We start from the raw sequence: 16,477 nt of genomic DNA on the forward strand, positions 1-16,477 counted from the left end.
GGATCCTCCTCGATGGCTATTGACAGTAGCCATGATAGCTACGTAACGTAGCCATCGCAATCGCCCGAGAGGATCATCATGAAGCTCGCCCCTCACCTCCACCGCCTCGGCAACGACATCGTCGCCTCGTACCTCATCGACCTGCCCGAGGGCATCACCCTCGTCGACGCCGGGTTGCCCGGGCACTGGCATGACCTTCAACGGGAGCTCGCCGTGATCGGCCGTCCGCTGTCCGACATCCGCGGACTCGTGCTGACCCACGGCGACAGCGACCACATCGGATTCGCGGAACGACTGCGTCGCGAGTCCGGCGTTCCGGTGTACATCCACGGCGCCGATGCACACCGCGTGCGTACCGGGGAGAAGCCGAAGACCCCGATGGGTCCTTCCCGGATCGGTCCCATGCTCGGGTTCCTCGCCTACGGCCTCCGCAAGAGTGCGCTCCGCACGCGCCACGTCACCGAGGTTTCCGAGGTCGCGGACGGCGACGTGCTCGACCTCCCCGGGGCCCCGGTCGTCGTGGGTCTTCCGGGGCACTCGCCGGGGAGCATCGCGGTGCACGTCCCGGCGGTCGGCGCGGTGTTCGTCGGCGACGCCCTGACCACGCGGCATGTGCTCACGGGGGAGGAGGGCGCGCAACCCGCCCCGTTCACTGACGAGCCCGCGGAAGCCCTGGCCTCGCTCGACCGCCTCGCGGCGCTCGACGCCGAGTGGGTCCTTCCCGGCCATGGTGCTCCGTGGCGCGGAACTCCCGCCGACATCGCCGCCGCGGTCCGCGCCCACGCCTGACGCTCGCCCCTGTCGGGTTCACCAACGCCCCTCCCCGCCTCTGCCGAGGTGCACTTTCCGTCCCGCCCGAACGCCGCACCACGGTGCCGGATCGATAACGCACCGCCGTCGCGCGGCGGAGGTGCATTTCGCGTCCCGCGACGGGGACTCCGTGCGGGATCGAAAACGTGCCCGGTGGGCCCTCGCGAGGTGCGGAATCCGTCCCGCTGGCAGGGCTCGCCGGCGTGCGGGATCGAAAACGGGCGCGAAACGGTGTGCGGAGGTGCGATTTCCGTCCGGCACGGGCGCGGGGTGCGGGCCCGGGGGAGGGGGTCAGGGGGAGAGGAGGGCGGCGGTGTCGGTCACGGTGATCTGCGGGGGATACAGGGACATGACCTGCACGGCGGCGGCGTGGTTCTCGGCCGTGGAGCCGGCACAGGCGTCGGCGGCGAGCGTCACACGTGCCCCGGCGTCCGCGGCGGCGAGAGCGGTGGACACGACGCAGCAGTCCGTGGACACCCCTGCGAGCACGATCCGACCACCGCGCCCCACGATCGCCTCCAGCTCCGGACCCCATTTGCCGAACGTCGGGAGGTCGACGGTGGGATGTGGAGACAGCCCTTCCGCCTCGGGGACGAGCGCGTACAACGCGTCGTCAGCGGGGCGGTCGGCGAACGGCCACGCGGCGAAGTACTCGCCCCAGGAGGTCGAGCGGTCGGCCGTCGGCAGCCACCGGGTCACGAGTACGCGCTCGCCGAAGGCGTCCGCGAGGCGCCGGATGTTCGTCATCGCGGAGGCGAAGAACGGCGAGCCCCAGGCCGAGTCGGGCGACGCGAAGATCACCTGCGGATCGACCACCACGAGCCAGCTCTCGTCTGCGGAACCGGCCGCCTCCTCGGCCCCGCGGCCTGCCGCCCCCTGGGTCCCTGAGCCTGCCGCCCCCTGGGTCCCTGAGCCTGTCGAAGGGCTCACGACTCCTGCCGCCGGATCTTCCCGGCCCGCGCGAACCAGGTCACGAGGAACGAGAGCACGAGCGCCACGAACACCCCGAGGTTCGCGTACGCCCAGTCCCCGTCCGTCCCGCCGACGAGGAACAGGAGGTATCCCTGCCAGTTGTTCCACGGCGCCGAGTCCGCGAAGCCGTTGAGGACGAGGCCCCACCCGATCACGCTCGCGACGACCATGGTGCCGATCGAGGTCCAGTCCCAGGCGCCGTAGCGGCCGCGGCTGTCGAACAGGGCCGCCTCGTCGTAGTCCTTCCGGCGACGCAGGATGTCGGCGATGAGGATGCCGGCCCAGGAGGCCAGCGGCACGCCGAGGGTGATGAGGAAGCTCTGGAACGGGCCGAGGAAGTCGGTCGCGAAGAAGACCACGAAGATGGTGCCCGCGGTGAGGATCGCGCCGTCGATCGCCGCCGCCGACGGCCGCGGGATGCGGATGCCGAGGCTGAGCAGGGTCAGGCCCGAGGAGTAGATGCCGAGCACTGCGCCGGAGACGAGCGCGAGCACGGCCGTGAACAGGAACGGCACGAGCACCCACACGGGCAGGATGCTCGCCAGCGCGCCGATCGGATCGGCGGCGATCGCGACCATGAGCTCCTCGTCCGATCCCGCGAGCAGCAGACCGAAGACGACGAGGATGACCGGTGCCACCGAGCCGCCGATGGTGTTCCAGGCGACGATCGCCCCGTCGGACGCGGTGCGCTTCTGGTAGCGCGACCAGTCCGCGGCGATGTTGATCCACCCCAGCCCGAATCCGGTCATCACCATCACGAGCGCGCCGACGACCTGGCCGATGCCCCCGTCAGGACGGGCCAGCACCGCGGCGAGGTCGATGGTCGGCGCGGCGAGGATGATGTAGACGATCGTCACGACGCCGGTGATCCACGTCAGCACCGACTGCAGCCGCATGATCGTGTGGTACCCGAGCACGGAGGCGGCGACGATCAGCGCGGCGACGATCACGGTCGCGAGGATCTTCAGCCACAGACTGTCGCCGTCGCCGCCGAGCTGCGTGATGACGGTCGCCGTCGCGAGCACGGCCATGATCGCGAGGAACGTCTCCCACCCGATCGACGTGAGCCAGGACACGATCCCTGGCACCTTCTGCCCCTGCACGCCGAACGCGGCCCGGGAGAGCACCATCGTCGGCGCCGACCCGCGCTTGCCCGCGATCGCGATGAGTCCGCACAGCAGGAACGACACGACGATGCCGATGACCGAGACGACCGTCGCCTGCCAGAAGGAGATGCCGAAGCCGAGCACGAACGAGCCGTACGACATCCCGAACACCGACACGTTCGCCGCGAACCACGGCCAGAACAGGTCGCGGGGCTGGGCGGTCCGCTCGGACTCGGGGATGATCTCGATGCCTGCACGCTCGATGAGAGCCGGCCTGATGTCGGTCATCCTCACATCCTGGCACTCCGGGGGCACACTCCGCGCGGCCCGATTCAGCCGGCGAAGAAGGCCCCGGCCACGCGGGTCAGGTCGTGCAGGTCCGAGACGCCGGCGAGCTCGCGGGCGGAGTGCATCGAGAGGATCGGGATGCCCACGTCGACCGTCCGGATGCCGAGCCGGGTCGCGGTGATCGGGCCGATCGTCGAGCCGCACGGCACGCTGTTGTTCGAGACGAACTCCTGCGTCACCACCTCGGCCCGATCGCACCAGTTCCGCCACGAGGCGGCGCCGACCGCATCGGTCGCATAGCGCTGGTTGGCGTTGAGCTTGAGGATGGGTCCGGAGCCGAGCACGGGCTGCACGACGGGGTCGTGCCGGCCGATGTAGTTCGGGTGCACGGAGTGCCCCACGTCGCTGGACAGGCACCACGACGACGCGTACGCCTGGCGGCGGGCGGAGCCGTCGGCGCCGAGCCCCGCGTACAGCCGTTCCAGAACGTCTTCGAGGAAGGGGCCTGCGGCGCCGGAGCGCGACTCGGAACCGAGCTCTTCGTGGTCGAACGCGGCGAGGATCGCGATCGGCGCGCCCGCCACGGGGGCGTGTGCCGCGAGGGCCACGACGCCCGCGTGCACCGAGGCGAGGTCGTCGAGCCGGCCGGAGGCGAAGAACGCGTCGTCCTTGCCGAACACGGCACCCCGCGCGGCGTCGGCGACCACGACGTCGTAGCCGCGGATCTCTGCGGCGTCCACGCCGGCGGAGTCGGCGAGCTCGGCCAGCAGATCGGCCTCGGTCGGATCGCCCAGACCCCACACCGGCTGCGTCTCGGTCTGCTTGTCGAGCGCGAGGCCGTTGTTGACCCCGCGATCGAGGTGGATGGCGAGCTGGGGGAGGCGCAGCAGGGCTCCGGTGTCGGCGAGGACGACCCGGCCGTCGGCGAGGGCGAGCCGGCCGGCGAGGCGCAGCTCCCGGTCGAGCCAGGAGTTCAGCAGCGGACCGCCGTACACCTCGACGGCGGCCTGCAGCCAGCCGCGGGCTCCGGTGGTGGGCTGCGGCTTGAGCTTGAAGCCGGGGGAGTCGGTGTGCGCTCCGAACACGTGCACGGGCGTCGTGGAAGACGCATCCTCCGGCACCACCCACGCGATCGTCGCGCCGTCGCGGACCACGAGGTACCGGCCTCCGGGCTGCGCAGGCCAGGCGTCCGCCTCCTGCAGCCGTGTGAACCCGGTCTCCTCCAGACGGCGGGCGGTCTCGGCGGCGGCGTGATAGCTCGACGGGGAGGCGGCGACGAAGTCGGCGAGGTCTTCGGCGTGGGCGAGGGCGTCCGGGGTGACGGGCATGGCATGACCTTCCTGCGCAGGGTGTCCTTCAAGCGTAGTCGCGCCTGGTCACCGCGCCCCTCCCGGTCGGAGATAGGGTGGTGGCGATAGCGCCTAGGGTTCCGGGGTCTGCACCCGTCTGGTCCGAGCGGCGCCACGGTCCTCCTCCGCAGGAGGGCCGTCATCTGACAGGACAAAAGCCCGGAGGACCCGATTCGTCGCGCCCGCGGCGGAGGGAAGGGTCTGCCGTGTCCGCTGTCGCTCTCGTCCTCGTCCTCGCCGCCGCGATCGCCCACGCGTCCTGGAACGTCATCGCGCACGGCATCAGCCGCGCCGGCTCGCCGTTCCTGTGGTGGGGTGCGGTCGCCAGCACCGCCGTCTGGATCGGGGCCGTGCCGTTCACGGGCGGACTCGGTGCGGTCGACCTCGGCTCGTTCGCGCTCGGGGTCTCGGTCTCCGCGGTCCTGCACGTCGCCTACATGGCCGTGCTGCAGCGCGGCTACCGGGAGGGCAGCCTGTCGACCGTCTATGCGACCGCACGCGGCACCGGCCCCTTCCTCTCCGTGATCGTCGCCGTGCTCCTGCTCGGCGAACGCCCCTCGGCCCTGGCGCTCGTCGGCGTCGCCGCGGTGATCGCCGGTGTGGTCGCGATCGGGTTCGTCGACCGCCGTCCGGCGGGCAGCGGGCGCCGCATCGACCCCGGCCTCCTGTTCGGTGCTCTCACCGGCGTGGCCATCGCGGTCTACACGATCTGGGACGCCCACGCGGTGCGGGAGTGGGAGCTGTCACCCGTGGCGTTCATGGTCGGGACGACGCTGCTGCAGGTGCCGTTCTATTCCGTGGCGGTGCGCGGACGATGGGGTGCGGTCGTGGCGCTGGGGCGCACGCAGTGGCGGCGCATCCTGGCCTTCGGCATCCTGTCGCCGCTGTCCTACATCCTCGTGCTGACCGCCATCCAGATCGCTCCGGTGGCGCTCGTGGCGCCGCTGCGGGAGGTCAGCGTCGTGCTCGTGAGCCTGTTCGGCGCCTTCGTCCTGCGCGAGTCCCGGCCCGGCTGGCGGATCGGCGCCTCGCTGGTCGTCCTCACCGGGATCGTGCTGCTCGCGCTCTGAGGCCGCGGCTCACCGGAAGGTGACGAGGCCGGCGTGGGCGGCCGTCACGAGGATCTGCACGCGGTCGCGCAGGTGCCACTTCGACATCATGCGACCGAGGTGGGCCTTCACGGTTCCCTCCGAGACGATGAGCGCCTTCGCGATCTCGGCATTGGACATGCCCTTCGCGAGGCACTGCAGCACCTCCTCCTCGCGCTCGGTCAGCGGTTCGAGGGTCTCCGCCGCCGCGGTGGGAGTGGAGTCGCGCACATGGCGGATGAGCATCGACGCGATGCGGGGCGACAGCGAGCTCGCTCCCGCGAACACCTCGCGCACGCCCGTGACGATCTCCTCCGCGCTGGAGTCCTTGAGCAGGTAGCCGGAGGCGCCTGCGCTCAGCATGGGCAGCACCGTGTCGCTGCCGTCGAGTGTGGTGACGGCGAGGATGCGCACGTCGGGCCACCGTTCGGCGATCGCCGCAGTCGCCTCGATGCCGTTCATCTCGGGCATCTGGACGTCCATCATCACGACGTCGGGCTTCTCGCGCTCCACCGTCGTGAGGGCCTCCACACCGTCCTCCGCCTGCGCCACGACCGTGATCTCGGGCGCGCGCGACACGAAGTGCGACAGCGCGGAGCGGACCAGAGGATCGTCATCGACGATCACCACGCGGATTTCCTGCATGGAGGAAGCCTAACGGCGTGGAGCGGGCGCTCTGAGGATGTAGACCTTTGGCTATCGAGGTCTGGACGAACGCCAGATGTGCGCTCCGCGCGCCGCCGAGAAGATGAATACAGACATCGACAAACGGCACTAGAACGGAGGTGAATGTAATGACTTTCTGGCAGCAGGTTGGCAAGCTTTTCGGTTTCACTCGCTAGGATAGCTGGCGAATAGGAGACAGTGCACCATGGCCTTAGACCAGTCAAAACGGGCGGTGCCTGACATTTTCCGACTCGCACGCGGCGAACGCCTCACACGCGTGGAGAGCATCGTCATCCTCGCGATCATCGGCGTGATGGTCGCGATCGACGTCTTCACTCTTTTCACGGATCCCACCGTGAATCCCCTCGCCTCCGCGGTGAGCATCGCCTCCACTCTGGCTACCGCTCTGTTTCTCTGGTCGCCTCTGATCGCCACGTGTGCGATCGGTGTCGTCCTGGTGGCCTCCTTCTTCACGGGGACCGAATCGCAGGTCCTCATCACCGCCGCCCTGGCGTCTGCGCTGGTCATGCGCCTGGGGTGGACCCCTCTTGTCCTCTCCTACACCGGAGTCTTCCTCGTCGCTGCGTCGGTCATGGCGTACGGAGACTCCGACGTCCCCGTCAACGTCGGCATCTACCTGATTGCGGCCACGGTCGCCGGGGCCATCGGCCTCGGACTCCGGCTGGCCTTCGACCGGGGACGTCGCCTCGAGCACGAGCTGGAGGCTGCGGCGGAGCAGGAACGGGAAGCCGTCCTCGCCGAGCGACGATGGATCGCCGGCGAGCTGCACGACAGCATCGCGCATCACCTCACCGTGGTGTCGCTGCACGTGCAGATGCTCGAAGACCCCGACGCCAGCGATGGCTCCCGGGAGGCGATCCGTGTCGCCGCCCGCAAGGCCATGACCGACCTCCGTTTCGTGATCGACCTCGCCGACGACGGCCCCCGTGCCGCGGGTATGCCGACGGGCGACCTCGTCGCGGCGGTCGAGGAGGCGCAGACCGAGTTCGAAGCGGCCGGGCACGCCGTAATCCTCGACGGCGACCCCGGCGACGAGCGCATCCCCCGGGCCGTGGAGATCGTGCTCGCGCGCATCGTGCGCGAGTCGGCAACGAACGTCCTGAAGTACGCGGGCCCCGGCACCGTCGAGATCCGTCTCGCCGTGGACGACGACAAGGCCCACCTGTCGCTGCGGAGTCCGCTGCCCACGACGCCGCGTCGCGAGCTCTCCTCCAGCCGGACCGGACTCGGACGGATGGCCGAACGCGTGATGGGCGCCAGCGGCGAGTTCAGCGCCGGGGAGGTGGACGGGCATTGGCTCGTCTCCGCCGTGTTGCCGGTGGTGTGAGCCCCGCGTAGTCTGAGACGACGCCCGTGATTCCGGGCCTGAGACCGTAGACGAAAGTCTACGAGTGTCTCGACATTCGGCACTTCAGCGGACTCGCGGCGCCGACATATCCTGAAGGCTCCCCAGATAAAGCGTCCCCAGCGCTGCGATCGCGGGCGCGATCTTTCTGGCTTCTTAAACTCCCGCGCCCGCGGTCGCGAATCTGTCTCCGGGCCTCAGCCGCCCACCGCTCTCATGAAGTGCCCGTCCGTCGAGATCCCGGATGCCGCCACCGTGAAGCGCACCACCTCGCTGAGGTAGCGGTCTTCCGATGCTTCGAAGATGCGCCCCTCCGCGTCCCTGGACGTCCGGGTCAACCGCAGGATGGGCGTCCCGCGGGGCACGCGCAGGAGCGCCGAGTCCTGATCGTCGGCCGCCACGGCATCGATCACGTGCTGCAGGGTGACGATCGGATGCCCGACCGACGCGAGGTGCTCGGTGATCGAGACCGCGTCGAGGTCGACGTCGAACAGCCGACGGCCGACGTCCTCCGTGTAGGCCAGTCGCTCCAGCATGGTCGGCCGTCCGTCCAGCAGCCGCAGTCGTACCACGCTCACGATCGTGTCGTCGGGTCCGACGCCCAGTGCCGGGCCGAGATCGCCCGCGCGTCGCAGACTCAGCTCCTGCGTCTGCGCGCCCGGCGTGACGCCGAGATCCCGCGCCCAGCGGGTGAAGGGGACCGAGACGTCGACCGCCTGATTCGCCTTGCGCGCCACCACGCGGGCGGGGCGCCCCCGGCCGGTCTCGATCAGCCCCTCGGCGCGGAGGGCCGCCAGGGCGTTGCGGATCGGTCCGCGCGACGTGTGCCACCGCTCCGCGAGCTCCGCCTCCGTGGGGACATCGTCCCCGAGCCGGAGCGTGCCGTCGACGATCCGCGCGCGGAGGTCGTCGGCGATCTGGGTGTATACAGGTTCGGCCACATAGGTACATTACTTCGTCTGTCGTGTCCGGGCCTGTGTGTTGTGGGGCCGTTCATCCAGAAGAATCGCGGGTGAACGCCGCCTGAACTCTTCCGAGATAGGTATACATGTCGGCCCGACGGCTGGGAGAGTCGTCCCTGGATCACTCCTCCCACCCTGAAAGGTCCTCATGAAGCTCCGCGCTCTCCCTGCCCTCGCCGGCGCTGCGATCCTCGCGCTCGGCCTCGCCGGCTGTTCCGGATCGGCCGACGCCACCGACGCCTCCGCCGACGCTCAGTCGGTCGGCGGATTCGCCGTCGACGAGAACACGCTCGTCTTCGGGGTCGTCCCCGACTCGGTGGACACCGAGACGAACTACCAGCCGCTCATGGACTACATCGCCGAGGTCACCGGCAAGACCGTCGAGTACCACGAGTCCACCGACTACGCCGCGCTCATCGAGGCCGCCGTCGCCGGCAAGGTCGACGTCGCCTCGTTCTCGGGGTTCACCTACGTCACCGCGACGAACAACGGCGCGAAGCTCACCCCGATCTCCTCCATCGTGACCGAGGAGGGCCAGGAGCCCGGCTACTACTCGCAGGCGATCGTGCCGGCAGACAGCGACATCTCCAGCCTCGAGGACTTCGCGGGCAAGAAGGTGTGCTTCGTGGATCCCTCCTCCACCTCCGGCTACCTCTTCCCGTCGTACAACCTCATCGAGGCGGGCGTCGACCCGAAGACCGACATCACGCCCGTGTTCGCGGGCAAGCACGATGTCAGCGTGCAGAAGGTCGGCGAGGGCGTCGAGTGCGAGGCCGGCTTCGCCGAGGACTCCGAGGTCGAGAAGTCGGACAAGGTGAAGGTCATCGCCGAGACCATGGTCCCGGGTGCTCCGCTCGTCTACTCGTCGTCGCTGCCGGACGACGTGGCGACGCAGCTCGTCGACGCCCTCGGCGAGGTCACCATCGACGACATCATCGCGGCGGGCATCGACAGCGCGGACTCCGACGCGTTCCGCAGCGTGTTCTTCGCCACCAAGCCGGTGGACGACGCGTACTACGACCTCATCCGCGACATCTGCGCCGAGACCGAAGCCGAGCAGTGCCAGGGCTGACGCCCCGCGCCTGACGACAGGAGAAGCCATGACCGCGGCACCCGACACGCTCATCCGCCTCGCCGGCGTCACGAAGACCTTCGGCAGCACCACCGCCCTCAAGGACGTCACGCTCGAGGTGGCGCGGGGAGAGATCGTCGTGCTGCTCGGGCTCTCCGGTTCCGGCAAGTCCACGCTGCTGCGGCATCTCGACGGCCTGGAGCTGCCCAGCTCCGGGTCCGTCGAGGTGCTCGGCGCGTCCGTGCCCTCGATGAAGGGGCGGGCGCTGCGACAGCTTCGCAGCAGCGTGGGCTTCATCTTCCAGCAGTTCGAGCTCGTGCCTTCGCTGACCGTGCTGGAGAACGTGCTGACCGGGTCGCTCTCGCGGATGCGCGGCCCGCGGCTCGGGCTGTGGAGCTACCCCCGTGCCGCGAAGCTGACCGCACTGGAGCACCTCGACCGCGTCGGCCTCCTCGACCGCGCCTACCAGCGCAGCGACACCCTGTCCGGCGGCCAGCAGCAGCGCGTGGCCATCGCCAGGGCCCTCATGCAGAAGCCGGCGATCCTCCTGGCCGACGAGCCCGTCGCCTCCCTCGACCCGGAGTCGAGCGAGCAGGTGATGACCCTCATCCGCGAGATCGCCGCCGACGAAGGCCTCACCGTCGTGTGCAGCCTGCACCAGGTCGACCTCGCGATCAGCTGGGCCGACCGGATCGTCGGGCTCCGGCACGGCGAGGTCGTCCTGGACACCCCGACGGACGGACTCACCAAGGGCGAGGTGATGGAGATCTACGGCCGCGTCGCGACGACCACGGCGGAGATCCGCGCCGTGCAGGTGGAACTCGTCGACGCCGTGACCACGGTGGCGGCGTCATGACGGCGGTGGAGGCCTCGACACGGGGCGCTTCGACAGGCTCAGCGACCAAGAGAAGCGGCTCAGCGACCCAGGGCGCTTCGACAGGCTCAGCGAACCAGCGAAGGGGGAGCGTCGCGGAGCGGGCGCCGAAGCGGCCGCTCTCGGCGGAGCGCATCGCGGCGGGGCTCACCCTCGTCGTCCTCGTCGTGCTCGGCATCGTCGCGGTGCGCGACGTGGGCATCTCGATCCCCGCGATGGTGCAGAGTTGGGGCAACGCCGAGAACTTCCTCGCCCGGGTCGGCGGACTCTCCTTCCCCGCGCCGGCCGACCTCGCCGGGCTCATCGCCCTGACCGTCGGCCTCGTGCTCGTCGGCACGCTGCTGGCGGCCGTGCTCTCCGTGCCGATCGCCTACCTCGCCGCTGCGAACACCACCCCGGGCGCCGGCTGGCGCGCGGCGGCCCGCTTCCTCGGCGTCCTCACCCGTGCCCTGCCGGACGTCGTGCTGGCCATGGCCTTCGTGCTGATGTTCTCGCTCGGCACGCTGCCCGGCATCCTCGCGATCGGCATCCACTCGATCGGCATGATCTCCAAGATGTTCGCGGACGCCATCGAGCAGATCGACGAGGGGCCGCGTCTCGCGATCCGCGCCGCCGGCGGCTCGAAGCTCCAGGAGTTCACGGCGGGCATCCTCCCGCAGGTGATGCCGAGCTGGGTGGCCACGGTGCTGCACCGCAACGACATCAACCTGCGCGGGAGCGTCGTGCTCGGCTACGTGGGCGTCGCCGGCCTCGGTCTCGAGATGTCCTACGCGTTCAAGGCGCTGAACTACGGCAAGGGTCTCGGGATCGCGCTCGTGATCTTCGTGCTGTGCATCGTGATGGAGATCATCTCGAGCACGGTGCGGGGCGCGATGCTCGGTGAGCAGAAGCAGACCCGTTCCTGGATGGACCGGATCGTGCACCCGCGCCTGCGTCGGCGGTCGCACGCGCCCGCCGAGGGCCGCCCGGCGTGGGCGGCGAGCCCGGAGACCGCGGTGCGTCGTCCGTGGACCGCGCAACGCGTGCACCACACCGCGGCCGGTGTCGTCGCGCTCCTCGTCGTGGTCGGCAGCGTCGTCGTGAGCCAGATCACCTGGTCCGACCTGTTCACCTTCTGGGCGAAGCTGCCCGACGTCGCCGCCCGCTTCTGGCCCCCGTCGTTCGGCAGCTACGACACGGTCGCGATGCTGGAGGCCATGCGGGAGACCGTCGCCATCGCGCTCGCCGCCACCGTCCTCACGCTCCTGCCCTCGCTGCTGCTCGGCTCGTTCGCCGCGCGCAACGTCGCCCCGCACGCGGCAGCGCGCGGCACCGCCCGTCTGCTGCTCGTCGGCATCCGCGGCATCCCCGAGCTGATCCTCGCCATCGTCCTCGTCGTCATCACGGGTCTCGGCGCGCAGGCCGGCGTCATCGCGCTCGCGATCGGCGGCATCGGTCTGCTCGGCAAGCTCATCGCCGACTCCTTCGAGGAGGTCGACCGCGGCCCCGAGCGCGCGCTGCGGGCGGTGGGCGCCACACGGATGCAGACGTACACGTCGGCCACGCTGACCCAGGGCACCCGAGCCCTCATCGGGCACAGCTTCTACATGCTCGACACCAACATCCGCGCGGCCACGATCCTCGGCATCGTCGGCGGCGGCGGGGTCGGCTACTACCTGCTGAACGCCAGCCAGGGCTCGCGCTACGAGACCGTCACCGCGATCGTGCTGATGATCCTCGTCACCGTGCTCGCCGTCGAGGGGCTCGCGATGTGGATGAGGAAGGTGTTCCGATGACCGGGGCGAAGCAGAATCCGGACCTCGTCGTGGTGGGGGCCGGCATCGTCGGTCTCGGGGCCGCCTTCGCCGCCGTGCGCCGCGGGCTCCGGGTCGTCGTCGTCGAGCGCAGCGCCGCCCCGACCGGCGCCACGATCCGCAACTTCGGCCATCTCTGCATCGGCGCGCAGGGCGGAGAGGCACGGCGATACGCGGATGCCTCCCGAGAGCTCTGGCTGCAGCTCGCCCGGGACGCGGGGTTCTGGCTCCGCGAGTCGGGCACGCTCGTGGCCGCCCGCCACGAGGACGAGTTCGCCGTGCTCTCCGCGGCGGCGCGGGACGGCGGCATCCGGATGCTGGAGGCCGCCGAGCTCCTGGGCCGTGCGCCGCTGCGCCGGGACGGGCTCGTCGGCGGTGCCCTCATCGAAGCCGACCTGCAGACGGACCCGCGCACGGCGGCGACCGCGATCGTGCGCCACCTGACGGCACAGGGCGTCGAGTTCCGCTTCCGCACCGCGGTGACGGCCCTCGGCGCGGGACGGGTGGAGACCACGCGCGGGGCGATCGACACCGGGGCGGTCGTCGTGGCCGTCAACCACGACATCGACCAGCTCCTGCCCGAGGTCGCGGAACGGCACGGGGTCGTGCGGTGTGCGCTGGACATGATGCGCGCGGCCGTCTCCTTCCCTCGTCCGCTGACCGCGCCTCTGCTGACCGGCTGGTCCCTCATCCGATACGGGAGGTTCGCCGAGGGACCGCAGGCCCGGGTCCTCCGTGAGCGCCTGCACGCCGAGCGCCCCGACCTCGCGGCCCTCGATCTCAATCAGATGTACACGCAGCTGCCGGACGGCACGCTCATCCTCGGAGACTCCCACGCCACCGACGCCGCCCCGTCGCCGTTCCAGCCGGAGGCCGCGTTCACCGCGTTCCTCGACGAGGCCGAGGCCCTGTTCGACGGGGCGGCGCCGCGGGTCATCGAGCGGTGGCAGGGCGTGTACGCGAAAGCTCCCGGCGAGTTCCTCGTCGACCGCGGAGACGACGGCGCCCTCGTGCTCGCCGCGACCACCGGCATCGGCATGACCTGCGGCCTCGGGCTCGCCGACCTGCACCTCACCGCCGCCCTCGGCGGCACCCCTGCTCTGGAAGGAACACCATGACCACTCCGATCGAACTCGTCGTCCTCGATATGGCCGGCACCACCGTCGTGGACGACGGCGTGGTGGAGCACGCGTTTCAGCGCGCCGCCGAGCGCACCGGCGTCGCCGCGCGACTGCCCTGGGAGGACGCCCTCGACTACGTCCGGGAGACGATGGGGCAGTCCAAGTTCGACGTCTTCCTCCATCTCGCCGGCGGTGACGCGGTGGCGGCGCGGCAGGCCACGGCGGCGTTCGAGACCGCGTACGCCGAGATCGTCGCCGAGAGCGGCGTCGCGGAGATCCCTGGAGCGGCGGATGCGATCCAGGGGCTGAAAGACGCGGGGCTCACCGTCGTCCTGACCACCGGATTCGCTCCGGTCACGCGACAGGCGCTCATCGATGGGCTCGGGTGGGGAGGACTCATCGACCTCGCCCTGTCTCCGGTCGATGCCGGCCGCGGACGCCCCGCGCCCGACCTCGTCCTCACCGCCGTCCTGCGGACGGGCGCGTCAGCGGTGCAGGCGGTGGCCGTCGCCGGCGACACCGTGAGCGACGTCGAGTCCGGCCGTCGTGCGGGGGCGGGCTTCGTCGCGGGGGTCCTCACCGGGGCCCACGATCGCGCGGCGCTGAGCGGAGCGGGGGCTGATGCCGTGCTGTCCGACGTCACGGCGCTGCGGACAGCGCTGGCGCAGCGCGAGTTCCTTCCTGCCGTCGCCTCCGTCTGAGGTCGTGTCATGGGAACGGTGCTGATCCGCCCACCCGGCCACCGGAGGGACGTCGCGCTGCGCCCCGCCGCCACCGCGATGGTCTGGATCGGCGAAGGCCACCCGCACGAGACCATCGCCGTCCCCGGGGTCGCGCTCGGTGACCGGGACGTGCTCGTCGCCGTGGAGATGTCGACGATCTGCGGATCGGACGTGCACACCGTGCAGGGCCGCCGGTCCGCGCCCGCGCCCCTCGTCCTCGGGCACGAGAGCGTCGGTCGGGTCATCGCGCTGGGCGACGACGGTGCGGAGGCGGTGGACGGTACCCCGCTGCGGATCGGCGACCGCGTGGTGTGGTCTGTCACGGTGTCGTGCGGCACCTGCGATCGCTGCCGGCGCGGCCTCACGCAGAAGTGCCGGGACCTCGGCAAGTACGGTCATGACCGCGTCGGGGCGCACGGCGACCTGACCGGAGCCTTCGCCAGTCATGTGCAGCTGCGGGCCGGCACCGCGATCGCGCGCGTACCGGAGGCGCTGCCGGCCGCGGTGCTGGCTCCAGCCGGCTGCGCGACGGCGACGGCATGGGCCGCCGTGGCGAGGGCCACCCGCGACATCGATCTCGACGGTGCCGCGGTGCGCATCCACGGTGCAGGACTGGTGGGGATCAGCGCCGCGGCGATCGCGGCCGAGCACGGGGCCGTGGTCGAGGTGCGCGATCCAGACGACGATCGCCGTGGCTTCGCCGCCCGCTTCGGAGCCACCGCGCTCGACCGTGACCCGGACGTGGTCATCGAAGCCTCCGGGCACGCCGTCGGGGAGGCGCTCGCCGGCGTCGCCGTCGGCGGCACGGTCGTCCTGGTCGGGAGCGTGTTCCCGGCGGCGCCCATCCCCCTGGAGGCGGAGGATCTCGTCCGCCGTCTCGTCACGGTGACCGCCGTGCACAACTACGGCGCCGACGACCTCGCGGCAGCGGTGTCGTTCCTCGCGGGGCGCGGGCGCGCCTATCCGTTCGCCGAGGCCGTGGGCGCCGTGCGACCGCTGCTCGACATCGACGCCGCTCTCACGGAGGCCGCGGTGCCGGGCGCCCCGCTGCGGGTAGGTCTGATGCCGGGCCGCTGAGCCCTCAGTCGGAGCCGGTGCGCCGGGGCCCTGCGGGATGCAGCCCCTCGGCGTGGAAGGCGAGCAGCCGCACCGCGGCGTCGACGCTCGCCGACAGGATCTCGTCCGGGTCACCGGTCAGGGCCAGCCTCCGGTGCCCGGCGTCGTCGGCGGTCGCCCAGCCGAGGTACACCGTGCCGGCGGGATGACCGCCCTCCGGACCGGGCCCGCCCACCCCGGTCGTCGAGACGCAGATGTCGGCGTCGAAGAGCTCCCGTGCGCCCCGGGCGAGCTGCTCGGCGCAGGCGGCGGACGTCGGGTCGGTCCCCGGGGTCAGCCCCAGCACCCTCTCCTTGACCTCCGTGAAGTACGCGACGATGCCGCCGGCGAACCACCCCGACGCCCCTTCGCCCGCACCGATCGTGTTCGCGAGGCGTCCGGAGGTGAGCGACTCCGCCACGCTCACGCGCAGACCTCGGCTGCGGGCGAGCTCGCCGAGGTGCTCGAGGTCGGGGGTCTCGTTCGGTGCGGTCATCGGGGCGCTCCTCTCGTCGGTTCCCCCTACGCTACGGACCCCGTGGCGCCCTGACGCAGGGGATTGACAACGACGCCCGCGTCAAGCCCCTGGAGGGCCGTCGCCCGGCGCGCCATCGTCGAGGAACGTCACACCGACGAAGGAGGCGGACATGGCGAAGGATGCGCGGGACACCGCAGGGATGCGGGCGGTCTTCTGGATCTGGGCGGGGATCATCGGCGTCGGGCTCGCCGTGATGATCGGCCTGCCGCTGGGAGGGCGATGACATGCGCTCGCGGATCAAGGACCACGCCCTCAGCCTCTTCTTCCTCGCCCTCTTCGTGCTGGCTCTGGCCGGACAGGCCGTCGCCGGCTACCTCCGGAACAACGACGAGCTCCTCGACCACGGGCAGCCGACGATCGGCTTCGGAGACTTCCTCTGGTCGTCCGACTTCGCGGTCGACGTCGCCGAGAACTGGCAGTCGGAGTTCCTGCAGTTCTTCCTCTTCATCGCCGCGACGATCTGGTTCGTGCAGAAGGGCTCCCCGGAGTCGAAGAAGCCCGGCGACGAGGGGCCGGGCAGCGATGCCGATCAGCTCGTCGGCGCGCACGCCCGCCCGGACTCTCCGCGGTGGGCCCGGGCGGGCGGGTGGCGAGCGGCGGTGTTCGGCAACTCGCTGATGATCGTGATGGGGGCAGTTTTAGTTCTGTCCTGGCT

The 16,477-nt window shown here is 70.9% G+C and carries 16 protein-coding genes; 10 read left to right on the forward strand and 6 right to left on the reverse strand.

Annotated features, from left to right (window positions below; genetic code table 11):
• Positions 1-78: 78 nt before the first annotated feature.
• Positions 79-789 carry an MBL fold metallo-hydrolase gene (locus B7W94_RS08000; protein ID WP_085605805.1) on the forward strand — a complete coding sequence of 237 codons (711 nt, stop codon included), beginning with the start codon at positions 79-81 and terminating at the stop codon, positions 787-789.
• A 312-nt stretch (positions 790-1,101) separates the two neighbouring features.
• Here the strand turns inward: B7W94_RS08000 and B7W94_RS08005 are convergent, their stop codons facing one another.
• The 3 genes from B7W94_RS08005 to B7W94_RS08015 all read right to left on the reverse strand — a co-directional run bounded on the left by B7W94_RS08005 (position 1,102) and on the right by B7W94_RS08015 (position 4,504).
• Positions 1,102-1,629: a cysteine hydrolase family protein gene (locus B7W94_RS08005; protein WP_085605807.1), complete on the reverse strand. Its 528-nt coding sequence runs from the start codon at positions 1,627-1,629 to the stop codon at positions 1,102-1,104.
• Between the two features lie 107 nt (positions 1,630-1,736).
• Positions 1,737-3,176 (reverse strand): purine-cytosine permease family protein, encoded by a 1,440-nt coding sequence (locus B7W94_RS08010; RefSeq protein ID WP_062765468.1) that lies wholly within the window; start codon positions 3,174-3,176, stop codon positions 1,737-1,739.
• A gap of 44 nt (positions 3,177-3,220) precedes the next feature.
• Entirely contained in the window at positions 3,221-4,504 is a 1,284-nt protein-coding gene (locus tag B7W94_RS08015) for a M18 family aminopeptidase (protein ID WP_062765465.1), read from the reverse strand.
• 227 nt (positions 4,505-4,731) lie between these two features.
• Between B7W94_RS08015 and B7W94_RS08020 the strand changes: the two genes are divergently transcribed.
• The gene (locus B7W94_RS08020; protein ID WP_062765461.1) at positions 4,732-5,595 is read left to right on the forward strand and encodes an EamA family transporter; all 864 of its coding nucleotides are present in this window, start codon (positions 4,732-4,734) and stop codon (positions 5,593-5,595) included.
• Between the two features lie 9 nt (positions 5,596-5,604).
• Here the strand turns inward: B7W94_RS08020 and B7W94_RS08025 are convergent, their stop codons facing one another.
• A complete protein-coding gene (locus B7W94_RS08025; protein WP_231729504.1) occupies positions 5,605-6,258 on the reverse strand; it encodes a response regulator in 654 nt (217 codons plus the stop codon).
• 298 nt (positions 6,259-6,556) lie between these two features.
• Here B7W94_RS08025 and B7W94_RS08030 point away from each other — a divergent pair, with 298 nt between their 5' ends.
• Positions 6,557-7,627 (forward strand): sensor histidine kinase, encoded by a 1,071-nt coding sequence (locus tag B7W94_RS08030; protein ID WP_253247408.1) that lies wholly within the window; start codon positions 6,557-6,559, stop codon positions 7,625-7,627.
• 215 nt (positions 7,628-7,842) lie between these two features.
• Here the strand turns inward: B7W94_RS08030 and B7W94_RS08035 are convergent, their stop codons facing one another.
• A complete protein-coding gene (locus B7W94_RS08035) occupies positions 7,843-8,586 on the reverse strand; it encodes a GntR family transcriptional regulator (protein ID WP_085605811.1) in 744 nt (247 codons plus the stop codon).
• 169 nt (positions 8,587-8,755) lie between these two features.
• On the opposite strand from B7W94_RS08035, the gene B7W94_RS08040 reads away from it, so the two are divergent.
• From B7W94_RS08040 to B7W94_RS08065, 6 genes are read left to right on the forward strand one after another with little or no spacing between them, the layout of a single operon-like run.
• The gene (locus B7W94_RS08040) at positions 8,756-9,679 is read left to right on the forward strand and encodes a phosphate/phosphite/phosphonate ABC transporter substrate-binding protein (RefSeq protein ID WP_085605813.1); all 924 of its coding nucleotides are present in this window, start codon (positions 8,756-8,758) and stop codon (positions 9,677-9,679) included.
• 28 nt (positions 9,680-9,707) lie between these two features.
• Positions 9,708-10,535: a phosphonate ABC transporter ATP-binding protein gene (gene phnC / locus B7W94_RS08045; protein ID WP_085605815.1), complete on the forward strand. Its 828-nt coding sequence runs from the start codon at positions 9,708-9,710 to the stop codon at positions 10,533-10,535.
• Positions 10,532-12,328: a phosphonate ABC transporter, permease protein PhnE gene (gene phnE / locus B7W94_RS08050; RefSeq protein WP_085605817.1), complete on the forward strand. Its 1,797-nt coding sequence runs from the start codon at positions 10,532-10,534 to the stop codon at positions 12,326-12,328. The genes phnC and phnE overlap by 4 nt, the downstream gene beginning before the upstream one ends.
• Positions 12,325-13,464 carry a TIGR03364 family FAD-dependent oxidoreductase gene (locus B7W94_RS08055; protein ID WP_085605819.1) on the forward strand — a complete coding sequence of 380 codons (1,140 nt, stop codon included), beginning with the start codon at positions 12,325-12,327 and terminating at the stop codon, positions 13,462-13,464. Before phnE ends, B7W94_RS08055 begins: the two co-directional genes overlap by 4 nt.
• Entirely contained in the window at positions 13,461-14,168 is a 708-nt protein-coding gene (locus B7W94_RS08060) for an HAD family hydrolase (RefSeq protein ID WP_085605821.1), read from the forward strand. The genes B7W94_RS08055 and B7W94_RS08060 overlap by 4 nt, the downstream gene beginning before the upstream one ends.
• 9 nt (positions 14,169-14,177) lie before the next feature.
• Positions 14,178-15,266, forward strand: coding sequence for an alcohol dehydrogenase catalytic domain-containing protein (locus B7W94_RS08065; protein WP_085605823.1), 1,089 nt, complete (start codon positions 14,178-14,180; stop codon positions 15,264-15,266).
• A 4-nt stretch (positions 15,267-15,270) separates the two neighbouring features.
• On the opposite strand, the gene B7W94_RS08070 is transcribed toward B7W94_RS08065, so the two are convergent.
• The gene (locus tag B7W94_RS08070; protein ID WP_062633002.1) at positions 15,271-15,780 is read right to left on the reverse strand and encodes a CinA family protein; all 510 of its coding nucleotides are present in this window, start codon (positions 15,778-15,780) and stop codon (positions 15,271-15,273) included.
• 266 nt (positions 15,781-16,046) lie between these two features.
• Here B7W94_RS08070 and B7W94_RS08075 point away from each other — a divergent pair.
• Positions 16,047-16,477: DUF6766 family protein (locus B7W94_RS08075; protein ID WP_367379563.1), on the forward strand; the 431-nt coding region annotated here is incomplete at its 3' end.

It is taken from the genome of Microbacterium sp. LEMMJ01 (assembly GCF_002114135.1).
GTDB lineage: Bacteria > Actinomycetota > Actinomycetes > Actinomycetales > Microbacteriaceae > Microbacterium.